The following is an 18869-nucleotide window of genomic DNA, read 5'->3' as shown; positions in this document are numbered from 1 at the left end:
CTGGCAGAGCGCCGGAGCCCGCCTCCTCGGCGGCTGCTGCCGCGTCGGCCCCACCCGGATCGCGGAGGTCGCGGCCCAACTGGACGCGGAGAGGTACGCCCCCTGACCGCCGGCCCGCTCGACGCGCCCCTCCAGCCCTTCGCCTTGCGCGGAGTCCTCCGTACGGCGCGGTAATCCGCTACCGGTACGGGCCGGCCGGCACACATACTCGGTCAGGTGTTCCTTACGATCAGTACGACCGGCACCCCTGAACGCCCCGCCACCGACCTCGGGTTTCTGCTGCACAAGCATCCCGACAAGGCGCAGACGTTCTCCACCTCCCACGGCACCGCGCACGTCCTCTACCCCGAGGCGTCCGCCGAGCGCTGCACGGCGGCGCTCCTGCTGGAGGTCGATCCGATGGCCCTCGTGCGGCGCGGCAAGAACAAGGGGCGCGGGGGCGCGCCCGACGCGGCGCTCGCGCAGTACGTCAACGACCGCCCCTACGCCGCGTCCTCGCTGCTCGCCGTCGCCCTGAGCACGGTCTTCAAGAGCGCCCTGCGCGGCGTGTGCAACGCGCTGCCCGAGCGCGCGGCCGAGCCTCTGCCCCTGCGGATCGAGGTGCCCGCCGTGCCCGCGCGCGGTGGCGCCGAGCTGGTCCGCGGCCTCTTCGGGCCGCTGGGCTGGACAACGGTCGACGTGCGGCCGGTGGCGCTGGACGAGACGTTCCCCGCGTGGGGCGAATCCCGCTACGTACAGCTGGTACTGGAGGGGGAGCTGCGACTCGCCGACGCGCTGCGCCAGTTGTACGTGCTCCTGCCGGTGCTCGACGACGCCAAGCACTACTGGGTCGCGCCCGACGAGGTGGAGAAACTGCTGCGGGCCGGTGAGGGCTGGCTGGCCGACCACCCGGAGCGGCAGCTCATCACCAGCCGCTATCTGAACCGCCGTTGGGGCCTGACCAGGGAGGCCAACGACCGGCTCGAACTGGTCCGGCTCGCCGAGGCCGACGACATCGGCGTCGAGGCGATCGACAACGCCGTCGAGGACCCGGCACCGGAGCCCGACGACGCCCCGGCGGAGAACGCCGAGAACGTGGGGAAGAACGCCGACAAGGTCGAGAGCGTCGAGAAGACCGTCTCCCTCGCCCAGCAGCGACGCGAGGCGATCCTCACCGCCCTGCGCGACGCGGGCGCCGGCAGCGTGCTCGACCTCGGTTGCGGCCAGGGCCAGCTCGTACAGGCCCTGTTGAAGGACATGCGCTTCACCAAGGTGGTGGGCGTCGACGTGTCCGTACGCGCGCTCACCGTCGCCGCCCGCCGCCTCAAGGTGGAGCGGATGAGCGAGCGCCAGGCCGAGCGCGTCGCGCTGATGCAGAGCTCGCTCACGTACACGGACAAGCGGCTCAAGGGTTACGACGCCGCCGTGCTCAGCGAGGTGATCGAGCACCTGGACCTGCCGAAGCTGCCCGCCCTGGAGTACGCGGTGTTCGGTACGGCGCGGCCCGCGACCGTCGTCGTGACGACGCCGAACGTCGAGTACAACGTCCGCTGGGAGACCCTCCCCGCCGGACACGTGCGCCACCGGGACCACCGCTTCGAGTGGACGCGCGCGGAGTTCCGCGCCTGGGCGGACAGGGTGGCGCTGCGCCACGGGTACGCCGTGCGGTACGTACCGGTGGGGCCGGAGGACCCCGAGGTGGGGCCGCCCACGCAGCTGGCGGTGTTCAGCGCCACAGAGACCACCAAGGCCACAAGGACCACGAGGACCACGAACGTGAAGGAGGAGAAGGCCGCATGAGCAGCAACGAGACAGGCACCGGGACCGAGACAGGCACCGGGACCAAGGCCGGCGCCGAGGCCGGCGCCCGGATCCTCCCCGTCACCGACCTCTCCCTCGTCGTCCTGATCGGCGCCACCGGCTCCGGCAAGTCGACCTTCGCGCGCACCCACTTCAAGCCCACCGAGGTCATCTCCTCGGACTTCTGCCGCGGCCTCGTCGCCGACGACGAGAACGACCAGAGCGCCAGCGGCGACGCCTTCGACGTACTCAACTACATCGCGGGCAAGCGCCTCGCCGCCGGTCGGCGCACGGTTGTCGACGCCACCAACGTCCAGCTGGAGAGCCGAAGGCAGTTCGTGCGCCTCGCCAGGGAGCACGACGTGCTGCCCATCGCGATCGTCCTCGACCTGCCCGAGGCGGTCTGCGCCGAACGCAACGCCGCCCGCCCCGACCGGGCCGGTCTGCCCCGCCATGTCATCAAGCGCCACCAGCGCGAACTGCGCCGTTCGCTGCGCGGACTCGAACGCGAGGGCTTCCGCAAGGTGCACGTCCTGCGCGGTGTCGAGGAGGTCGAGCGCGCCGAGGTCGTCACCGAGCGCCGCTACAACGACCTCACCCACCTCACCGGCCCCTTCGACATCATCGGCGACATCCATGGCTGCCGCTCCGAGCTGGACACACTGCTGGCCCGGCTCGGTTACGCGGACGGCGACGGCGCCCACCCCGAAGGCCGTACGGCGGTCTTCGTCGGCGACCTCGTCGACCGCGGCCCCGACAGCCCCGGTGTGCTGCGCCGCGTGATGCGCATGGTCGGCGCGGGCAACGCGCTGTGTGTGCCGGGCAACCACGAGAACAAGCTCGGCCGCTGGCTCAAGGGCAGAAAGGTCCAGCTCACGCATGGACTCGCCGAGACCGTCGAGCAGTTGGAGAAGGAGGACGACGCCTTCCGCGAGCAGGTGGGGACCTTCATCGACGGCCTCGTCAGCCATTACGTCCTGGACGGCGGCAAGCTCGTCGTCTGCCACGCCGGGCTGCCGGAGAAGTACCACGGCCGCACGTCGGGCCGGGTCCGCGCGCACGCGCTGTACGGCGACACGACCGGCGAGACCGACGAGTTCGGCCTGCCCGTCCGCTACCCGTGGGCCGAGGACTACCGGGGCCGGGCGGCCGTCGTGTACGGCCACACCCCCGTACCGAACACCTCCTGGATCAACAACACCATCTGCCTCGACACCGGCGCCGTCTTCGGCGGCAGGATGACCGCGCTGCGCTGGCCCGAGCGCGAACTGGTCGACGTACCGGCGGAGCGCGTCTGGTACGAGCCGGCCAAGCCGCTCAGCACGGAGGCGCCGGGCAGCCGCGAGGGCCGGCCGCTCGACCTCGCCGACGTGCACGGCCGGCGTTCCGTGGAGACCCGGCACATGGGCCGGCTCGCGGTGCGCGAGGAGAACGCGGCGGCGGCACTGGAGGTCATGAGCCGCTTCGCCGTCGACCCGCGCCTCCTCGCCTATCTGCCGCCGACCATGGCACCGACCGCGACCTCCCACGAGGAGGGCTATCTGGAGCACCCGGCCGAAGCCTTCGCGCAGTACCGCGACGACGGCGTGGCGCAGGTCGTGTGCGAGGAGAAGCACATGGGCTCGCGCGCGGTGGCGCTGGTCTGCCGCGACGCGTCCGTGGCGCGCGAACGCTTCGGCATCGGCGGCCCCGGCCCTGGCATCGACCCCGGCATCGGTGGCCCAGCCACCGGCACCGCCCCCGGCACCGGCACAGAGACCGGCACCGCCCCCGCCGCCGACCCGGGCAGCGAGGGCGACCGCGGCGCACCGACCGGCGCCCTGCACACCCGCACCGGTCGCCCCTTCTTCGACGACCCGGCGGTCACCGAGGAGATCCTGGGCCGCCTCCGTACGGCCATCGGCGCCGCCGGCCTCTGGGACGAGCTCGAAACGGACTGGCTGCTGCTCGACGCCGAGCTGATGCCCTGGTCCCTGAAGGCCACCGGCCTCCTGCGCACCCAGTACGCGGCGGTCGGCGCGGCGGCGGGGGCCGTCTTCCCGGCCGTGACGGGCGCGCTCGAAGCGGCCGTCGCCCGGGGTGTCGACGTGGGCGCGCTGCTGTCCGTCCAGCGTGAACGGGCCACCGACGCGGTGGCGTTCACGGAGGCGTACCGCCGCTACTGCTGGGAGACGGACGGCCTGGAAGGCGTACGGCTCGCGCCGTTCCAGCTCCTCGCCGCGCGGGGCCGCAACCTTGCCTCTGTACCGCACGACCGGCAGCTGGCCTGGATCGACCGGCTGACCGAGCACGACCCGACCGGTCTGCTCCAGGTCACCCGCCGCCTCGTCGTGGAGACGGGCGACGAGGAGTCGGTACGGGCCGGGGTCGACTGGTGGCTGGAGATGACCGGGCGCGGCGGCGAGGGCATGGTCGTCAAGCCGCTCCAGGCGCTCGTACGGGACGGCAAGAAGCGGCTGGTCCAGCCGGGCGTCAAGGTGCGCGGGCGCGAGTACCTGCGGATCATCTACGGCCCCGAGTACACCCGGCCGGAGAATCTGGAGCGGCTGCGTGGCCGGTTCCTCGGTCACAAGAGGTCGCTGGCGCTGCGGGAGTACGCGCTCGGGCTCGAAGCGCTGGACCGGCTGGCGGACGACGAGCCGCTGTGGCGCGTCCATGAGGCGGTGTTCGCGGTTCTGGCGCTGGAGTCGGAGCCGGTGGACCCCCGGCTGTAGCCCCTGTCCGCCGGCCGGCCGGGTCGCGGGGCTTTCCGGAGCCGCGCGACCCGGCCTCTGCGCTCATTCGCCGCGTGAACGGTCCCCGATCCGCGAGGATGGGGTCATGGGATTCCATGTCGACTCCGAGACCGGGCGGCTGCGCCGCGTCATACTGCACCGCCCTGACCTGGAGCTGAAGCGGCTCACCCCTGGCAACAAGGACACGTTGCTCTTCGACGACGTGCTGTGGGTGCGCCGCGCGCGCGAGGAGCACGACGGCTTCGCCGACGTCCTGCGCGACCGGGGCGTCAAGGTCCATCTCTTCGGCGACCTGCTGCGCGAGTCCCTGGACATCCCGACGGCTCGCGCGCTCGTCCTGGACCGTGTCTTCGACGAGAAGGAGTACGGCCCGCTCGCCACCGATCACCTCAGATCGGTCTTCGACGAGCTGCCGACCGCCGATCTCGTGGAGGCGCTGGTCGGCGGGATGACCAAGCGCGAGTTCCTGGACAGCCACGCCGAGCCGACCTCCGTCCGCTTCCATGTCATGGACCTGGACGACTTCCTCCTCGACCCGCTGCCGAACCACCTCTTCACCCGCGACACCTCCGCCTGGATCTACGACGGTGTGTCCATCAACGCGATGCGCTGGCCGGCCCGGCAGCGCGAGACCGTCCACTTCGAGGCGATCTACAAGCACCACCCGCTGTTCACCGGCCCGGACGCGGGTCCCTTCCATCACTGGTCGGAGGGGCAGGACGACTATCCGTCCACCATCGAGGGTGGTGACGTGCTGGTCATCGGTGAGGGCGCCGTGCTGATCGGGATGAGCGAGCGCACCACGCCGCAGGCCGTCGAGATGCTGGCGCGCGGGATGTTCGAGGCCGGCTCCGCCCGCACGATCGTGGCGCTCGACATGCCCAAGCGGCGCGCCTTCATGCATCTCGACACGGTGATGACGATGGTCGACCGTGACATCTTCACGCAGTACGCGGGTCTCGGCATGCTCCGCTCGTACACCATCGAGCCGGGCGCGGGCGGGAACGAACTCAAGGTGACCGACCATCCGCCGGAGCACATGCACCGCGCGATCGCCGCCGCCCTGGGGCTCGACGAGATCCGTGTACTGACGGCGACGCAGGACGTGCACGCGGCCGCGCGCGAGCAGTGGGACGACGGCTGCAACGTGCTGGCCGTCGAGCCGGGGGTGGTCGTCGCGTACGAGCGCAACGTCACCACCAACACGTATCTGCGCAAGCAGGGGATCGAGGTGATCGAGATCCGGGGCAGTGAGCTGGGCCGGGGGCGGGGCGGGCCGCGCTGTATGAGCTGTCCGATCGAACGGGACGCGGTCTGACCGGCGGGTCGGCGCGCCGACGGGCAGGCCGGTCGACAGGCCGGTCGACAGGCCGGTCGGGCGGGTCCACCTGCCCCCTGTATATCAATACGGTAGGTCGTATATAGTTCCAAGGTCTCTGTATCGGTCCCCGTACAGGTCTCCGTATTCGCGACGCAGGAGCAGCCACATGGCGATACAACTCGCAGGCCGCCACTTCCTCAAGGAGCTCGACTTCACCGCCGACGAGTTCCGGGGGCTGGTCGAGCTGGCCGCCGGGCTCAAGGCCGCGAAGAGGTCGGGCAACGAGGTGCAGCTCCTGCGCGGCAAGAACATCGCCCTCATCTTCGAGAAGGCGTCGACGCGTACGCGCTGCGCGTTCGAGGTGGCCGCGGCCGACCAGGGCGCCTCCACGACGTACATCGACCCGTCCGGCTCGCACATCGGGAAGAAGGAGTCCGCCAAGGACACCGCGCGCGTGCTCGGCCGGATGTTCGACGGCATCGAGTTCCGCGGTGACGCCCAGGCGACCGTCGAGGAGCTGGCCGCCTACGCCGGGGTGCCCGTCTTCAACGGGCTCACCGCCGACTGGCACCCCACGCAGATGCTGGCGGACGTGCTCACGATGACCGAGCACACCGACAAGCAGCTGGAGCGGATCGCCTTCGCCTACCTCGGCGACGCCCGCTACAACATGGGCAACTCCTACCTCGTCACCGGTGCGCTGCTGGGCATGGACGTGCGGATCGTCGCTCCCCGCGCCTACTGGCCCGCGGACGACGTCGTCGCGCTGGCCCGCAAGTCCGCCGAGACCAGCGGCGCCCGTATCACGCTCACCGAGTCGATCGCCGAGGGTGTCGGCGGCGCCGACTTCGTGGCCACCGACGTATGGGTGTCGATGGGGGAGCCGCAGGAGATCTGGGACGAGCGCATCGCGGCCCTCGGGCCGTACAGCGTGACGATGGACGTGCTGAGCGCGACCGGGAATCCGGACGTGAAGTTCATGCACTGCCTCCCGGCCTTCCACGACCTGGGGACGGTCGTCGGGTGGGAGATCCACGAGCGCCACGGGCTCACGGAACTCGAAGTGACCGACGAGGTGTTCGAGTCCGCGCACTCCGTGGTCTTCGACGAGGCGGAGAACCGGCTGCACACGATCAAGGCCGTACTCGTCGCGACGCTGGCCCCGGACCAGGTCACGCCGCGTGGTGCGGCGCGCTGACGTTCGCCCGTGTCGCCCGCCCCGTGTCGCCCACCCCGTGTCGGCAGCGGTGATGTCCGCCGTGTCGGAACCCCGACCTTCCCCGTGTCAGCGCGCTGACAGGGTGAACCAGACCGCCTTGCCCTGATCCGTCGGACGGTGACCGCAGTCGGCGCTCAGCGTACGGATCAGCAGCAGCCCCCTGCCGTGCTCCTGCCAGGGGTCGGGTACGCGGCCGGGCACCGGCGCCGACAGGTCGCCCGGCGGGCCCGGGTCGCCGTCGTGGACCTCGATCTGGCAGCCCCAGGGCAGCAGCTCGACCACCAGCTCGATGGGGACGTCCGGGCTGGTGTGCTCGACGGCGTTGGCGACCAACTCCGCCGTCAGCAGTTCCGCCGTGTCGCTGTCCGCCGTCGGCCCGATGTCGGCCAGCGCGGTACGGATCAGGGCGCGCGCCATCGGCACCGCTGCCGCGCTGTGCGGCAGGGTGATGCGCCAGGAGGCGGTGTCCGATGCTTCGTCGAGCAAGGCGGGGGATCCGTTCGGGCTGTGCGAGATGCCGTGAGGTCGCGAGCCGGAACTCGGGGAGTCTCGCGACGCAGATGGGCCTGGGGCCCAACCTTACGGAGCGTGAGCGGCATAACAAGGGGCAGCGGACTGCCGGAAATGGGACCTCCGCCACTTATCGGCCGGGACCTTTGGCGCCCCCGGGGCAGGATCCGGCGGGTCTGCCGGGGGTCCGGCAGGGGTTTGCCGGGGCCTGGCGCGGGCCGGCGCGGGCCGGCGCGGGCCCGGCGGCGGCCCGCTCGCGGCGTCGCGCGCCCGTATCGCGCACTCGTGACGGCAGTCACGGGCGAGTGATACCTTTCTTGGCGTAGGTCAGCCCGGCGTCGAGCTGAAGGAGGCCGCACCCCATGAGCCCGTTCTCCGGCTCCACCCCCCGCACCGAGGAGTGGCGCCATCTGCGGCTGACACGCGAGGACGGCGTCGCGACCGTCACCCTCGCCCGGCCCGACAAGCTCAACGCCCTCACCTTCGGTGCCTACGCCGACCTGCGCGACCTGCTCGCCGAGCTGTCCAGGGAGCGGTCCGTCCGCGCCCTCGTACTGGCGGGCGAGGGGCGCGGCTTCTGCTCGGGCGGCGACGTGGACGAGATCATCGGTGCCACGCTCTCCATGGACACCGCCCAGCTCCTCGACTTCAACCGCATGACCGGGCAGGTCGTCAGGGCCGTGCGCGAATGCCCGTTCCCGGTGATCGCCGCCGTGCACGGGGTCGCCGCCGGCGCCGGCGCCGTCCTCGCGCTCGCCGCCGACTTCCGCGTCGCCGACCCCACCGCGCGCTTCGCGTTCCTCTTCACCCGCGTCGGTCTCTCCGGCGGCGACATGGGCGCGGCGTATCTGCTGCCGCGCGTCGTCGGCCTCGGACACGCCACCCGGCTGCTGATGCTCGGCGAACCGGTGCGCGCACCCGAGGCCGAACGCATCGGTCTCATCAGCGAGTTGACCGACGAGGGCGCCGCCGACGCCCGCGCCGCCGAACTCGCCCGCCGGCTCGCCGACGGCCCGGCCCTCGCGTACGCGCAGACGAAGGCGCTGCTCACCGCGGAGCTGGACATGCCGCTCGCCGCGTCCGTCGAACTGGACGCCGCCACCCAGGCGTTGCTCATGAACGGCGAGGACTACGCGGAGTTCCACGCCGCCTTCACCGAGAAGCGGCCCCCCAAGTGGCAGGGCCGCTAGCCGTGTCGGGCGCGGGGGCGGCCGCCAAGCCGCTGAAGGTCGCCGTCATCGGCGGCGGGCCCGGCGGGCTGTACGCCGCCGTGCTGCTCAAGCGGCTCGACCCCCGGCGCGAGATAACCGTCTGGGAGCGCAACGCCCCCGACGACACCTTCGGCTTCGGAGTCGTCCTCTCCGACGAGACATTGGGCGGCATCGAGCACGCCGACCCCACCGTCCACCGCGCCCTCCAGGGCGAGTTCGTGCGCTGGGACGACATCGACATCGTCCACCGGGGCCGCACCCTGACCTCCGGCGGCCACGGCTTCGCCGCCCTCGGCCGCCGCCGGCTCCTGGAGATCCTGCACGAGCGCTGCGCGTCCCTGGGTGTACGGCTCCGCTTCCGCACCCAGGCACCTCCCGCCGCCCAACTCGCCGCCACCCACGACCTGGTGATCGCCGCCGACGGGGTGAACAGCCGCACCCGCGAGAGCCACGCCGATGTCTTCCGGCCCACCGTCACCACCGAGCGCTGCCGGTACATCTGGCTCGCCGCCGACTTCGCCTTCGACGCGTTCCGCTTCGAGATCGCCGAGACCGAGCACGGTGTGATGCAGCTCCACGGCTACCCGTTCTCGTCCGACGCGAGCACCGTCATCGTCGAGATGCGCGAAGAGGTCTGGCGCGCGGCCGGGTTCGACGTCCTCGACGAGCGGCAGTCCACCGAGCGGTGCGCCAAGATCTTCGCCGACGCGCTCGGCGGGCGGGCGCTGCGGGCCAACAAGTCGTCCTGGACGGCGTTCCGCACGGTCGTCAACGCGCACTGGAGCCACGGCAACACGGTCCTCATCGGCGACGCCGCCCACACCGCGCACTTCTCCATCGGCTCCGGCACGAAGCTCGCCGTCGAGGACGCCCTGGCGCTCGCGGCGTGCGTCGAGGAGCGCCCCGATCTGCCGGCCGCGCTCGCCGCGTACGAGACCGAGCGCCGCCCCGTCGTGGAGTCGACCCAGCGCGCGGCGGCGGCGAGTCTGCGCTGGTTCGAGGAGCTGGCCACCTACACCGACCAGCCGGCCCGGCAGTTCGCGTTCGGTCTCCTCACCCGCAGCCGCCGCGTCACGCACGACAATCTGCGGCTGCGCGACGCCGAATTCACGGGAGCGGTGGAGGAGGACTTCGGCTGCGAGCCCGGTACGCCCCCGATGTTCACCCCCTTCCGGCTGCGCGGACTGACGGTGCGCAACCGGGTCGTGGTCTCGGCCATGGACATGTACGTCGCCCAGGACGGCGTTCCCGGCGACTTCCACCTCGTGCACCTCGGGGCGCGCGCCCTCGGCGGGGCGGGGCTCGTGATGACGGAGATGGTGTGCGTCAGCCCGGAGGGCAGGATCACACCGGGCTGCACCGGGCTCTGGACGGACGAACAGGGCGCGGCCTGGCGGCGGGTGACGGATTTCGTCCACAACGGCGCCCCCACAGAAGGCGGTTCACCTGGTGCCGCGATCGGGATCCAGCTCGGCCACTCGGGGCGCAAGGGCTCCACGCGCCTCATGTGGGAGGGCATGGACCAGCCGCTGTCGGCTGGCAACTGGCCGCTGTCCGCCGCCTCGGCGCTGCCGTACCTGCCGGGCGTCGGCCAGGTCCCGCACGCGCTCGACCGGGCGGGACTCACCGAGATACGCGAGCAGTTCGCCTCCGCGACCCGCCGGGCCGCCGACGCCGGCTTCGACCTGCTCGAACTCCACTGCGCCCACGGGTACTTGCTGTCCGGCTTCCTCTCGCCGCTGACCAACACCCGGACCGACGCGTACGGCGGCGACCTCGCCGGACGGCTCCGCTACCCGCTCGAAGTCTTCGATGCCGTGAGGGAGTCGTGGCTCGCCGACCGGCCGATGACGGTCCGGATCTCCGCCACCGACTGGACCCCGGGCGGCAACACCGCAGAGGAGGCGGTGGAGATCGCGCGCGCGTTCGTCGCGCACGGCGCCGACGCGATCGACGTGTCGACCGGACAGGTCGTCCCCGAGGAACGCCCCGAGTTCGGCCGCTCCTACCAGACACCGTTCGCCGACCGGATCCGCAACACCCTCGGGGTGCCGGTGATCGCCGTCGGCGCCATCTCGTCCTGGGACGACGTCAACTCACTCCTGCTGGCGGGCCGCGCGGACCTCTGCGCCCTGGCCCGCCCCCACCTCTACGACCCGCACTGGACCCTGCACGCGGCGGCCGACCAGGGCTACGGCGGCCCGGCCGCACCATGGCCGGCGCCGTACCGCGCGGGCAGCCGTACACCTCCGACGGGCCGCACGGACGGCCCGAAGCCGAGACTCACCCTGAGCTGACCGGGCCGGGTCCGTCGGTCGGGCACTCGTGGCAGAGACACCCGCCGGGGTGCGGGACGCCGGGATGGGCCTCCCGGCGGTACAGCGCCGCGAGCCGTTCCAGACCGGCGGCCCGCTCCCGCGCACACTTTTCAGTGTGCGCCATGACACCCAGCTTCTCGGCCCGGCGCAGCACGGCGGGGGCGTACACGAGCCTGGCCCGGCATGTGTGCAGATGCCGCGACGGCATGTCGATGGTGATCCAGTGGCCGGTGTCGCGCGCCTGGCCGACCGTGGTCACGTCCGCGTGCCCCATCCCGGGGTAGGTGTCGATGACGAACACCCGGGCGCCGCCCCGGTACGCCTTCGTGCCGGGCCGCGGCTCCTGGCCGCCGTCGCCGTACCGCCGCCACCGCACCACGTTGGCGACGATCATCCACCGCGGTTCGGGTGTTTCGTCCATGCCCCCGATGATGGCCGCCCCCGCCCGGCGAGTCGCCCGAATTCAGGGCCGGTGTACGAACTCGGCCCCGGCGTCCCGCAGTTGGCCGTGCAGCGCCGCGAACACCTCCGCCGAGCGCCCGCCCGGCCACCCCGCGGGCAGCAGCTCCACCGGCAACCCCGGGTCGGCGTACGGCAGTTGGCGCCAGGAGTCGAGAGCCGGCAGATAGTCCCGGTAGGCGGATTCGGCCGTGTCGGCGGCCGACCCGTGGGTCTCCCACCGCCGCAGCACCGGCTCGTGCGCCGCCAGGAACTCCTTGTGCAGCGCGGCGATCTCCCCGAGGTCCCACCACCGCCCCACGGCCTCCGCCGTCGCCGCGAAGCCCAGGTGCTCGCCGCGGAACAGGTCGACGTACGGGTCGAGTCGCAGCCGCTCCAGCGCGTGCCGCGTCTCCTCGTACAGATGGCCGGGCGCGATCCACACCCCCGGCGCGGCGGTCCCGAAGCCCAGCCGGGCCAGCCGCGACCGCAGCAGATGGCGCTTGTGCCGCTCGGCCTCGGGGACGGAGAACACCGCGAGCACCCAGCCGTCGGAGAGCCGGGGCACTGGTCGGTCGTAGATGCGCCGGTCGCCGTCGTCGAGCAGCTGCCGCGCGTCGGCCGAGAGCGCGTACCCCGCCGCGCCCTCCGGCGTGCGCTCGGCGATCAGCAGTCCCCGGCGCTTGAGCCGCGACACCGACGACCGTACGGACGGTGCGTCGACCCCGAGCGCGCCGAGCAGCCGGACCAGCTCGGCCACGGCGAGCGGCGCGCCGTCCGGCGTCCGGCCGTACGCGCCGTAGAGGGTGACGATCAGGGATCGCGGGGTGTGCTGCTCGGCCACGTGATCACTCTAAGGGGTGGTCGCGGGGCGGGCCGGACGCGCTCAGGCGCCGGGCCGGAGCCGGAAGCGCTGGAGTTTGCCCGTCGGGGTACGGGGGAGCGCGTCCAGGAACTCGAAGACACGCGGGCATTTGTACGGCACCAGCCGGGACCTGACGAACGCGCGCAGCGCCTCCTTCGTCCCCTCGCCCGCCCCTACCCCTTCGCGCAGGACGACGTACGCCGCCACGATCTGGCCCCGCAGCTCGTCGGGATGGCCCACGACCGCCGCCTCCGTCACATCGGGGTGCGCCAGCAGGGCCTCCTCGACCTGGGGGCCCGCGATGTTGTACCCCGCCGAGATGATCATGTCGTCGGCGCGCGCGACATAGCGGAAGTAGCCGTCCGGCTCCCGTACATAGGTGTCGCCGGTGAGGTTCCAGCCGTCGCGTACATAGACCGACTGACGCGGATCGGAGAGATAGCGGCAGCCCACCGGGCCGCGTACGGCCAGCAGCCCCGGCTCCCCGTCGGGCAGCGGGACACCGGACTCGTCCACGACGCGCGCCTCCCAGCCGGGGACCGGAACACCCGTCGTGCCGGGCCGGACCGCCTCGTCGGCGGCCGAGATGAAGATGTGCAGCAGCTCCGTCGCGCCGATGCCGTTGATGACGCGGATCCCGGTCCGCTCGTACCAGTCCTGCCAGGTGGCGGCGGGCAGATTCTCCCCGGCGGACACGCAGCGGCGCAGACCGGAGATGTCGTAGGTCCCCGCGGCGCCGAGTTCGCCCAGCATCACGCGGTACGCCGTCGGCGCCGTGAACAGCACCGACACCCCGCGCTCGGCGACAGCCGCCAACAGCTGCTTGGGGCCCGCCTGTTCGAGCAGCAGCGTCGAGGCGCCCGCCCGCATCGGGAAGACGAGCAGGCCGCCGAGCCCGAAGGTGAAGCCGAGCGGCGGACTGCCGGCGAACACGTCGTCCGGCTCCGGGCGCAGCACATGGCGCGAGAACGTGTCGGCGATGGAGAGCACGTCGCGGTGGAAGTGCATGCAGCCCTTGGGCCGCCCCGTGGTCCCCGAGGTGAACGCGATGAGCGCGACGTCGTCGGCCGCCGTCTCCACCGCCTCGTACCGCTCCGGCTTCCCCTCCGCCAGCCGCAGCAGATCGTCCGGCCCCTCGCCTCCGTACGTCGCGACGCGCAGCCCCGGCACCTGCGCCTCGATCAGGTCGTCGACCGACCGGATGTCACAGAGCGCGTGCCCGACCCGCGCGATCTCGCACATCGTGGCCAGCTCCCGCGCCCGCTGCTGGGCGAGCACGGTCACCGCCACCCCGCCCGCCTTCAGGACGGCCAGCCAGCACGCGGCCAGCCAGGGTGTCGTCGGGCCGCGCAGCAGGACCCGGTTGCCCGGCACCACGCCCAGGTCGGAGGTCAGGACGTGCGCGATCCGGTCGACGTGGGCGCGCAGTTGGCCGTACGACCAGCTGTCGCCGGACGGGAGGTGGAAGACGGGGCGGTCGGCGCCGAAGCGCTCCACCGTGCGGTCGAGCAGTTCGACGGCGCAGTTGAGCCGGTCGGGCCCGCGCAGTTCGGGCGGGTCGAAGACGAGCTCCGGCCACTGCTCGGGCGGCGGCAGATGGTCGCGCGGAAAAGTGTCGCGGTGCGCCGAGGGTGTGAGAACCGCCGGTGTCAGCTCCATCGTTCGCCCCCTCGTGGGGTGGCTTGGTGGCCTTGTGCATCGAGCGTATCGTGTGGGTGACGACAGTCAACAGTCCGCGATAGACGCGATTCAAGTGAGGGCCCGGATGCCCGTATTCTCGCTCGATCCGGCACAAAAGTCCTGGTGCGACGAGCTGCGCGCCGTCGCCGCCGACCGGCTCCGCCCGCTCGCCGAGAAGGGCGAGCCGGGCCGGATCAACCGCCCGCTGGTCACCGCCCTCGGTGAGCTGGGGCTCCTCGACCGCATGCTGACCGCCGGAGCGCTCGATCTCTGCCTGCTGCGCGAGTCCCTGGCCCACGGCTGTACGGAGGCGGAGACCGCACTCGCCCTCCAGGGGCTCGGCAGCTACCCGATCGTCCAGGCCGGCACCGAGGAGCAACGGGCGCGCTGGCTGCCCGAGGTGGCGGCGGGCCGCGCCGTGGCCGCGTTCGCGCTGAGCGAGCCGGGCGCCGGATCCGACGCGGCGGCGCTCGCGCTCGACGCGGTGGAGGACAACGGGCCGGACGGCCCCGGCTGGCTGCTCACCGGCGAGAAGCGCTGGATCTCCAACGCGCCCGGGGCCGACTTCTACACCGTCTTCGCCCGTACCACCCCGGGCGCCGGGGCGCGCGGCGTCACCGCGTTCCTCGTCCCCGCCGACCGGCCCGGACTGACGGGCTCGCCGATCGAGATGCTCTCACCGCACCCCATCGGCGCCCTGGCCTTCGACTCCGTACGCGTGAGCCCCACCGACGTCCTGGGCGAGGTGGACCGGGGCTTCCGCGTCGCCATGAACACCCTCAACCTCTTCCGCCCCAGCGTCGGCGCCTTCGCCGTCGGCATGGCGGGCGCCGCCCTCGAAGCGACCCTCCTGCACACCGCCGACCGCACCGCCTTCGGCGGCCCGCTCAAGAACCTCCAGTCCGTCGCGCACCAGGTCGCGGAGATGGCGACACGCACGGAGGCGGCCCGGCTGCTGGTGTACGCGGCGGCCGAGGCGTACGACTCCGGGGCGCCGGACGTGCCCCGCCGGTCGGCGATGGCGAAGCTGTTCGCGACCGAGACCGCGCAGTACGTGGTCGACGCCGCCGTCCAACTGCACGGCGCCCGCGCCCTCCAACGCGGCCACCTGCTGGAACACCTCTACCGCGAGGTCCGCGCGCCCCGTATCTACGAGGGCGCGACCGAGGTCCAACGCACCATCATCGCCAAGGAGTTGTACGGATGAGCCTGGAGCGGACCAACCCCGCCGAACTCGCCCCGCCCACCGGCTTCTCGCACGCGGTGAGCGTGACGGCGACGGACGGCCGACTGGTGTTCCTGGCCGGCCAGACCGCGCTCGACCAGGCCGGCGCGGTCGTGGGGGAGACCCTGGTCGAGCAGTTCGAGACGGCACTGGGCAACCTCCTCGCCGCGCTGGCCGCGACGGGCGGCACCCCGGACCACCTCGCGCGCGTCACCGTCTACGCCACCGACGTCGCGGACTACCGCGCCCACGCCGCCGAACTGGGCCGGGTGTGGCGGCGGCTCGCGGGCCGCGAGTACCCGGCGATGGCACTGATCGGCGCGGTCAGACTCTGGGACGAGAGCGCGCTGGTGGAGCTGGACGGCATCGCGATGGTGCCCTGACGCGGGGCGAGTTGAGTACAGGTCCAGCAAACCGGCCCCAACTCCCCTGCCCGCACGGCGGAAGAACGCCTGGCCGGTCCATGGACCGGACCACGTGCCCGCCTCTACGTTGAGCGGCACGCCGTCCGAGATCGGAGCATGCCGCATGAAGGACGTCACCCCCCTGACCGAAGGCTGGACGCTGCGCCACGAGCGGACCGACGTACCGGCGGCGGTCCCCGGCTGCGTCCACACCGACCTGCTCGCCGCCGGGCTCATCGAGGACCCCTTCCTCTCCCGGAACGAGACGGCGGTCGCCTGGGTGGGCCGCGAGGACTGGCGTTACGACACCGTCCTCGGCGCCCGCGACACCGCGCACGAGCGCACCGACCTCGTCTTCGACGGACTCGACACCGTCGCCGCGATCAGCGTGGGTGGTGAACGCGTCGGCAACACCCGCAACATGCACCGTGGTTACCGCTTCGACGTGACGTACCGGCTGGACCCCACCGCCCCCACCCCGCTCTCCGTGGAGTTCACCTCCGCCTACACCGAGGCAGAGGCCGTACGCGCCCTGGTGGGAGAGCGGCCCAACGCCTATCCCGAGCCGTTCCAGTACATCCGCAAGATGGCCTGCTCCTTCGGCTGGGACTGGGGGCCGACCCTGGTCACCGCCGGTATCTGGAAGCCCGCCCGGCTGGAGCACTGGTCCACCGCCCGGCTCGCCACCGTCCGCCCGCTCCTGACCGTCGACGGCTCAACAGGCCGCGCCGAACTGCGCGTTGACATCGAGCGGACCTCCGGAGCAGGGGGCCTCACCCTCCGCGCCCGCGTCGGTGACCACACCGCCTCCCTCGACTTCGACGACTCGCACGCCACCCTCACCGTCGAGGTCCCGGGCGCCGCCCTGTGGTGGCCCCGTGGCTACGGCGAACAAGCGCTTCACGAAGCGGAGTTGGAGCTGCTGGACGCCGACGGCGCCGTACTCGACCGCTGGGAGCGGCGGCTCGGATTCCGTACCGTCACCCTCGACACCGGCGCCGACACGCACGGCACCGCGTTCACCCTGGCCGTCAACGGCGAGCCGGTCTTCGCGCGCGGCGTCAACTGGATCCCCGACGACGTCTTCCCCTCCCGCATCACCCCCGACCGCTACCGCACCCGTCTCACCCAGGCCGCCGACGCGGGCGTCAATCTCGTACGGGTCTGGGGCGGCGGCATCTACGAGAGCGACGACTTCTACGACGTCTGCGACGCACTCGGCCTGCTGGTCTGGCAGGACTTTCCCTTCGCGTGCGCCGCCTACCCCGAGGAGCAGCCGCTGCGCTCCGAGATCGAGGCCGAGGCCCGCGAGAACGTCACCCGCCTGATGCCGCACGCCTCCCTCGTCCTGTGGAACGGCAACAACGAGAACCTGTGGGGCTTCCGCGACTGGGACTGGGAGCCGACGCTCGACGGCGACTCCTGGGGCGAGGGCTACTACCTGGGCCTGCTGCCCCGCGTGGTCGCTGAGACCGACCCCACCCGGCCCTACTGGGCGGGCAGCCCCTGGTCCGGCAGCTGGGACCACCACCCCAACGACCCCGCGCACGGCACCGCGCACTCCTGGGACGTCTGGAACCGCACCGACTACACGGACTACCTCGACACCGTCCCCCGCTTCGTGGCCGAGTTCGGCTGGCAGGCACCGCCCGCCCACGCCACGCTGCGGCGCGCGCTGCCGGGCGAGGAACTGTCCGCCACCTCACCGGGCATGCTCCACCACCAGAAGGCGTACGACGGCAACGGCAAACTGGAGCGCGGCCTCGCCCACCACTTCGCCCTGCCGGACGCCGGGGCGCCCGGCTTCGACCGCTGGCACTACCTCACCCAGCTCAACCAGGCACGCGCCATCGCCACCGGCATCGCACACTGGCGTTCCCACTGGCCGGTGTGCGCGGGCACCGTCCTGTGGCAGCTCAACGACTGCTGGCCGGTGACCTCCTGGGCCGCCATCGACGGCGACGAACGCCCCAAGCCGCTGTACTTCACGCTGCGGCGGCTCTACGCGGACCGGCTGCTCACCGTACAGAACCGCGACGGCCGGCCGGCCGTCGTCGCCGACAACCAGTCCCCGGCGCCCTGGGACGCGGCCGTGACGCTGCGCCGCATGACCGCCGACGGGCGGACCCTCGCCGAGACGACGGTGACGGCGCGGGCGGGGGCACGCTCGGTCGCGCTCGCGCCGGTGCCGGACGACCTGCTGCCGGACGCCGGTTCGGCGAAGGAGTTCCTGGTCGCCGACGCGGGGGAGCTGCGGGCGCTGCACTTCCCCGTACGCGACCGGGAGTTCGCCTATCGGGCCCCGCGCTACGACGTGGAGATCCTGGCCCGCGAGGGCGCGGTGGACATCGTCGTGACCGCTCGCACGCTCCTGCGCGACCTGCTGCTCCAGGCCGACCGGCTCGCGCCGTCGGCCGTCGCCGACCAGGGGCCGCTGACGCTGCTGCCCGGCGAGAGCGTCACCATCCGGGTACGCGGCTGGGACGGCGACGGGGCCCCCTCGCCCGCCGACGTCCGGGCCGCGCTGTTCATGGTGGAGCCCGCGTGAACGCGGCCGGGCAGCGGCTGACCATCAGGGACGCCGCCGCCCGCGCCGGCGTGTCGCGCGCCGCCGTCTCCCCGCACTGAGGGCGGGACTCGCCTCGCGCGTCGCGCGCCGATGAGTTCCGGCCCCGGTCGTAGTCTCCCCAGTTGCCGTACCCGTACGAGGTGCGGAACCGAAGGAGAGCGAGCCGCGCCATGTCCCAGTCCCAGCAGCCCCGGACGCGGTCCCAGGACGAGCAGCGGATCCGGGAGCTGATCGAGCGGTGGGCGGCGGCCGTGCGCGCGGGTGACATGGACCGGGTGCTGGCCGACCACGCCGCGGACATCGTGATGTTCGACGTGCCGCCGCCCCAGGAGGGCGTACGCGGCATCGACGCCTACCGCGACACCTGGCCCGGCTTCTTCGAGTGGCAGGCGAACGGGGCCACGTTCGACATCCTGGAGTTGGACGTCACCGCGGGCGCCGAGGTCGCCTACGCGTACGCCCTCCTGCGCTGCGGTTCGCCGCGTGAGGTGGCCGAGCGCTCCGACACCCGCCTGCGGCTGACCGTCGGGCTGCGCAAGGAACGGGGACGGTGGGTGGTCGCGCACGAGCACCACTCGTTCCCCGACGCCTCGGG

15 protein-coding genes are annotated in these 18869 nt (G+C 72.5%); 11 read left to right on the top strand and 4 right to left on the bottom strand.

Annotated elements, in window-relative coordinates; translation table 11 throughout:
• The 5 genes from P3L51_RS26800 to argF all read left to right on the top strand — a co-directional run.
• Positions 1–106, top strand: a 106-nt coding sequence (locus P3L51_RS26800) for a homocysteine S-methyltransferase family protein (protein WP_354607867.1), incomplete at its 5' end; no start/stop codon positions are given.
• 110 nt (positions 107–216) lie between these two features.
• Positions 217–1779 carry a 3' terminal RNA ribose 2'-O-methyltransferase Hen1 gene (locus P3L51_RS26795; protein WP_354607866.1) on the top strand — a complete coding sequence of 521 codons (1563 nt, stop codon included), beginning with the start codon at positions 217–219 and terminating at the stop codon, positions 1777–1779.
• Positions 1776–4493: a polynucleotide kinase-phosphatase gene (locus tag P3L51_RS26790; RefSeq protein WP_354607865.1), complete on the top strand. Its 2718-nt coding sequence runs from the start codon at positions 1776–1778 to the stop codon at positions 4491–4493. Before P3L51_RS26795 ends, P3L51_RS26790 begins: the two co-directional genes overlap by 4 nt.
• Positions 4494–4599: 106 nt before the next feature.
• Positions 4600–5832, top strand: a complete 1233-nt coding sequence (locus P3L51_RS26785) for an arginine deiminase (RefSeq protein ID WP_354607864.1) — start codon at positions 4600–4602, stop codon at positions 5830–5832.
• 169 nt (positions 5833–6001) lie between these two features.
• Positions 6002–7033 carry an ornithine carbamoyltransferase gene (gene argF, locus P3L51_RS26780; protein WP_354607863.1) on the top strand — a complete coding sequence of 344 codons (1032 nt, stop codon included), beginning with the start codon at positions 6002–6004 and terminating at the stop codon, positions 7031–7033.
• 87 nt (positions 7034–7120) lie between these two features.
• On the opposite strand, the gene P3L51_RS26775 is transcribed toward argF, so the two are convergent.
• On the bottom strand, positions 7121–7540 hold the full coding sequence (locus P3L51_RS26775) for an ATP-binding protein (RefSeq protein WP_354607862.1): 420 nt from the start codon (positions 7538–7540) through the stop codon (positions 7121–7123).
• A 386-nt stretch (positions 7541–7926) separates the two neighbouring features.
• Here P3L51_RS26775 and P3L51_RS26770 point away from each other — a divergent pair, with 386 nt between their 5' ends.
• Positions 7927–8754 carry an enoyl-CoA hydratase family protein gene (locus P3L51_RS26770; protein ID WP_354607861.1) on the top strand — a complete coding sequence of 276 codons (828 nt, stop codon included), beginning with the start codon at positions 7927–7929 and terminating at the stop codon, positions 8752–8754.
• Positions 8739–11072 carry a bifunctional salicylyl-CoA 5-hydroxylase/oxidoreductase gene (locus tag P3L51_RS26765; RefSeq protein ID WP_354607860.1) on the top strand — a complete coding sequence of 778 codons (2334 nt, stop codon included), beginning with the start codon at positions 8739–8741 and terminating at the stop codon, positions 11070–11072. Before P3L51_RS26770 ends, P3L51_RS26765 begins: the two co-directional genes overlap by 16 nt.
• On the opposite strand, the gene P3L51_RS26760 is transcribed toward P3L51_RS26765, so the two are convergent.
• Genes P3L51_RS26760 through P3L51_RS26750 form a run of 3 tightly spaced genes read right to left on the bottom strand, consistent with a single transcriptional unit; the run spans position 11059 to position 14055 of the window.
• Positions 11059–11514 carry a hypothetical protein gene (locus tag P3L51_RS26760; protein ID WP_354607859.1) on the bottom strand — a complete coding sequence of 152 codons (456 nt, stop codon included), beginning with the start codon at positions 11512–11514 and terminating at the stop codon, positions 11059–11061. The genes P3L51_RS26765 and P3L51_RS26760 overlap by 14 nt on opposite strands.
• Positions 11515–11556: 42 nt before the next feature.
• Entirely contained in the window at positions 11557–12375 is an 819-nt protein-coding gene (locus P3L51_RS26755) for a PaaX family transcriptional regulator (RefSeq protein WP_354607858.1), read from the bottom strand.
• 42 nt (positions 12376–12417) lie between these two features.
• The gene (locus P3L51_RS26750) at positions 12418–14055 is read right to left on the bottom strand and encodes an AMP-binding protein (RefSeq protein WP_354607857.1); all 1638 of its coding nucleotides are present in this window, start codon (positions 14053–14055) and stop codon (positions 12418–12420) included.
• Positions 14056–14161: 106 nt separating this feature from the next.
• Here P3L51_RS26750 and P3L51_RS26745 point away from each other — a divergent pair, with 106 nt between their 5' ends.
• From P3L51_RS26745 to P3L51_RS26730, 4 genes are all read left to right on the top strand, one after another.
• Positions 14162–15283: an acyl-CoA dehydrogenase family protein gene (locus P3L51_RS26745; RefSeq protein WP_354607856.1), complete on the top strand. Its 1122-nt coding sequence runs from the start codon at positions 14162–14164 to the stop codon at positions 15281–15283.
• Positions 15280–15684 (top strand): RidA family protein, encoded by a 405-nt coding sequence (locus tag P3L51_RS26740; RefSeq protein ID WP_354607855.1) that lies wholly within the window; start codon positions 15280–15282, stop codon positions 15682–15684. The genes P3L51_RS26745 and P3L51_RS26740 overlap by 4 nt, the downstream gene beginning before the upstream one ends.
• Positions 15685–15829: 145 nt before the next feature.
• The gene (locus P3L51_RS26735; RefSeq protein WP_354607854.1) at positions 15830–18253 is read left to right on the top strand and encodes a glycoside hydrolase family 2 protein; all 2424 of its coding nucleotides are present in this window, start codon (positions 15830–15832) and stop codon (positions 18251–18253) included.
• Between the two features lie 191 nt (positions 18254–18444).
• Positions 18445–18869: YybH family protein (locus tag P3L51_RS26730; RefSeq protein WP_354607853.1), on the top strand; the 425-nt coding region annotated here is incomplete at its 3' end.

Source organism: Streptomyces panacea (genome assembly GCF_040560175.1).
Classification (GTDB): Bacteria; Actinomycetota; Actinomycetes; order Streptomycetales; family Streptomycetaceae; genus Streptomyces; species Streptomyces panacea.
Note: the sequence above shows the minus strand (reverse complement) of the source record. Positions and strands in the feature narration are given on the sequence as shown.

What these genes read in the sequence shown, in the direction of transcription:
- argF (WP_354607863.1), top strand. Translation starts at nt 6,002, where the DNA reads ATGGCGATACAACTCGCAGGCCGCCACTTCCTCAAGGAGCTCGACTTC.
- P3L51_RS26740 (WP_354607855.1), top strand. Translation starts at nt 15,280, where the DNA reads ATGAGCCTGGAGCGGACCAACCCCGCCGAACTCGCCCCGCCCACCGGC.
- P3L51_RS26735 (WP_354607854.1), top strand. Translation starts at nt 15,830, where the DNA reads ATGAAGGACGTCACCCCCCTGACCGAAGGCTGGACGCTGCGCCACGAG.
- P3L51_RS26745 (WP_354607856.1), top strand. Translation starts at nt 14,162, where the DNA reads ATGCCCGTATTCTCGCTCGATCCGGCACAAAAGTCCTGGTGCGACGAG.
- P3L51_RS26790 (WP_354607865.1), top strand. Translation starts at nt 1,776, where the DNA reads ATGAGCAGCAACGAGACAGGCACCGGGACCGAGACAGGCACCGGGACC.
- P3L51_RS26750 (WP_354607857.1), bottom strand. Translation starts at nt 14,055, where the DNA reads ATGGAGCTGACACCGGCGGTTCTCACACCCTCGGCGCACCGCGACACT.
- P3L51_RS26760 (WP_354607859.1), bottom strand. Translation starts at nt 11,514, where the DNA reads ATGGACGAAACACCCGAACCGCGGTGGATGATCGTCGCCAACGTGGTG.
- P3L51_RS26785 (WP_354607864.1), top strand. Translation starts at nt 4,600, where the DNA reads ATGGGATTCCATGTCGACTCCGAGACCGGGCGGCTGCGCCGCGTCATA.
- P3L51_RS26770 (WP_354607861.1), top strand. Translation starts at nt 7,927, where the DNA reads ATGAGCCCGTTCTCCGGCTCCACCCCCCGCACCGAGGAGTGGCGCCAT.